The organism is Aliirhizobium cellulosilyticum (genome assembly GCF_014198105.1).
GTDB classification, from domain to species: Bacteria; Pseudomonadota; Alphaproteobacteria; order Rhizobiales; family Rhizobiaceae; genus Neorhizobium; species Neorhizobium cellulosilyticum.
Window position 1 is genome coordinate 1 of record NZ_JACIGW010000024.1, and the last position, 2,754, is coordinate 2,754.

At 56.3% G+C, this 2,754-nt stretch carries 4 protein-coding genes; 1 reads left to right on the plus strand and 3 read right to left on the minus strand.

What is annotated here, in order from left to right:
* The 3 genes from GGE33_RS27335 to GGE33_RS27345 all read right to left on the minus strand — a co-directional run.
* Nucleotides 1-321, minus strand: a 321-nt coding sequence (locus GGE33_RS27335) for a DUF2177 family protein (protein ID WP_183830625.1), incomplete at its 3' end; no start/stop codon positions are given.
* 23 nt (nucleotides 322-344) lie between these two features.
* Nucleotides 345-707 (minus strand): DUF2147 domain-containing protein, encoded by a 363-nt coding sequence (locus tag GGE33_RS27340; protein ID WP_183830630.1) that lies wholly within the window; start codon nucleotides 705-707, stop codon nucleotides 345-347.
* A gap of 5 nt (nucleotides 708-712) precedes the next feature.
* The gene (locus GGE33_RS27345) at nucleotides 713-1,972 is read right to left on the minus strand and encodes a class I SAM-dependent methyltransferase (protein ID WP_183830627.1); all 1,260 of its coding nucleotides are present in this window, start codon (nucleotides 1,970-1,972) and stop codon (nucleotides 713-715) included.
* Between the two features lie 186 nt (nucleotides 1,973-2,158).
* Here GGE33_RS27345 and GGE33_RS27350 point away from each other — a divergent pair.
* On the plus strand, nucleotides 2,159-2,754 hold a 596-nt coding region (locus tag GGE33_RS27350; RefSeq protein WP_425486668.1), incomplete at its 3' end, for a DUF1295 domain-containing protein.

Consider the following 2,754-nt stretch of genomic DNA (forward strand, 5'->3'; position numbering starts at 1 on the left):
CGTCAATGCTGTCGACCAGCGTATCAATGTTGCCTGATTGGTCAGGTCATAGGTTGCATAGGCAGTAAAGCCCAGGACGGCACCAGAGAGGACCGCGGCAGAAAGCGCTCCTTGCCTGAATGCGGGCCGAACTGCCAGAAACACCAGTCCAGCCGGATAGATCAGATAAAACACTATCGCCGGGATAAGCCGGAATTCCGGCGCCAGCATGTCGCCAATCACCGGGCGGTAGAGGCGATCGGCCATGATGCTCAACCACACGGCATCAATCAAAACCATCGCTATCAACGTTACCAGGTAGGCGACAAGATACCTTTTCATAGGCATTTCCTCTTGAGGTGCACTCAATCGATCCGGGTCCAGTTAATGCCCTTGCACAACAGGCCGGCAACGATACAGCCCTTCGTCGTCATCCTGTCTCCCTTGACCGTCACTGTTAGCCGATAGGTCAGGTCCCGCTGCGGATCGAAAGCGCTGCCGGAATAAATGCCGTCACCATCAGGCTTGATGCTCATGACCAGCTTGTCGCCTTCCTTCTCTTTCGGCGTGCCCGGCTTTATCCAGGTATTGACCGCGCAGATGTCGGATCCGCATGGCGCGATCGTCACCTTAGCGTTTCCATCGCTGCGGGCCCATTGGCCATCGATATCGGCGGCATGGGCCGTCGTCCCCCATGTGAGGCAAGCACCGATCAACATTACACTCATCTCTTTCACGACAGACCTCCTTCTCCCGGCATCGATGCATGCTCGATCGTGTAGAGCCCGACATTGATCGTCCCTTCCTCGAAACCTGCCTCGCAGTAACAAAGGTAGTAGAGCCACAGACGCCGAAATCGCTCGTCGAAACCTTGTGCGGCGATCTGCGGCCAGTTCTCCTCGAAACGAATTCGCCATTCCGCCAGCGTCCGGGCGTATGAAGCCCCGAAATGCTCGATCTCGCAGACAGCCAGACCCGATCGAGCGACAGACGCCGACAAGGCACTGTCCGATGGCAGGAAACCGCCGGGAAACACGTATTGCTGGATAAAATCGGTACTTCCCCGATATGTCCTGAACCGCTCTTCTTCTATCGAGATTATCTGCAGAACGGCACGACCGCCGGGCTTCAGGCAACGTTTCAAACAATCGAAATAGCTCGGCCAATAGGCCTCGCCAACGGCCTCGAACATTTCGATGGAAACGATACGGTCAAACTGCCCGTCGGTGTCGCGATAATCCTGGAGAAGGAGCGTGACGTCGCTTGATAAGCCGGATTGTCCGACAACACCGTTCGCCCATGAAAGCTGAGAGGGCGACAAGGTGATCCCGGTTACCTTCGAGCGGTTCACCTTTGCCAGATGAGTGGCAAGTGCGCCCCAGCCGCAGCCGATCTCGAGAACGCTCTCTCCGCCCGCAAGCGTGAGTTTCTCGACGATACGGTCCAGTTTTCTGCTCTGCGCCTCCTCCAGAGTTCGCGTCGTCTCTTCGAAGATCGCTGAAGAATAGAGCATGGAGGGATCAAGCCACAGCGCATAGAAGTCATTGCCGAGGTCATAATGCGCTTCGATATTCTTGCGACTGCCACGCTTCGTGTTGGCGCGAAACAGATGCTTCATGCGGTTGACGGCACGCATCAGCAAGCCGCCTTCGATGGCCGGCGTCAGTGCCTTTCCATTCCTGGCCGCAAAACGGATGACCGCCGTCAGATCGGGCGTTGTCCAGTCACCTTCGATGAAGCCTTCCGCAAATCCGATATCGCCTGCCGCAATCACCCGACGCAACATCCGCCAATTTCGGATCAGTATGATCGCCTCGGGACCGGGCTGAACACCTTGTTTGTTGATGACCTGACCGGATGGAAGCACGATCTTGATATGGCCGTAGCTCACACCCGCCAAGAACCTCTCAAGCATGGTGCCCGCCCAGCCGAATTCTGCGGGCGCCTGCGAAAGATCAAGTTGCGTCCCGGTGACCTCGTCTGACCAACTCATGCAGTTCTCCCTCCATCAGTTGCGAGGATTGCTTCGATGCATCTGCAAGAGGTTACGAGCGCTTCCGGCTTTTAGTTTCCCGGAGGAGAAGAATTTTTCGATTTTTTCTGATTGTCATGAAACTGGATGGGCTTTTTCTCCGTAGATCTCAGTGAAGGCATTGAGACCTTGCCTTGGGAGGAGCCCATGGACATGCTTCTGCTGATCGTCATCGCATTCTGGCTGTCATTGGCCATGGCTGGCGCATGGGCTATCCAGCGCGCGACCGGCTTGAGTGGATGGATCGATACGATCTGGTCATTTGCTGTCGGTGTAGGTGGGATCCTCTCGGCGCTCTTCGCCGATGGAGATTCCGAGCGGCGCGTTGCAATTCTGGTGATGGTAGCGGCCTGGGCACTCAGGTTGGGTAGCCATATCGGGTCCCGAACCAGAGGGGCAGGCGAGGATCCCCGTTATGCGAAATTCATCGAAGAATGGGGTGAAAGCGCCTCATGGCGGCTTTTCTTCTTTCTGCAGATTCAGGCACTCGCCGCCTTCATCCTTGTTCTGGCGGTCTGCATGGCAGCTACGAATGAAGCGCCCTTCCCTCGCATTCTCGACCTTTTCGGCATCATCATCGCCGTCATAGCGCTCGCAGGCGAAGCAATCTCGGATCTGCAACTAAGCCGCTTTCGAAAGACGCCGCAGGCAAAGACCGAGGTCTGCGAGACCGGCCTCTGGCGGTATTCGCGCCATCCGAACTACTTCTTCGAGTGGATGTTCTGGTGTTGCTGGTTTTTGTT

What these genes read in the sequence shown, in the direction of transcription:
- GGE33_RS27340 (WP_183830630.1), bottom strand. Translation starts at nt 707, where the DNA reads ATGAGTGTAATGTTGATCGGTGCTTGCCTCACATGGGGGACGACGGCC.
- GGE33_RS27345 (WP_183830627.1), bottom strand. Translation starts at nt 1,972, where the DNA reads ATGAGTTGGTCAGACGAGGTCACCGGGACGCAACTTGATCTTTCGCAG.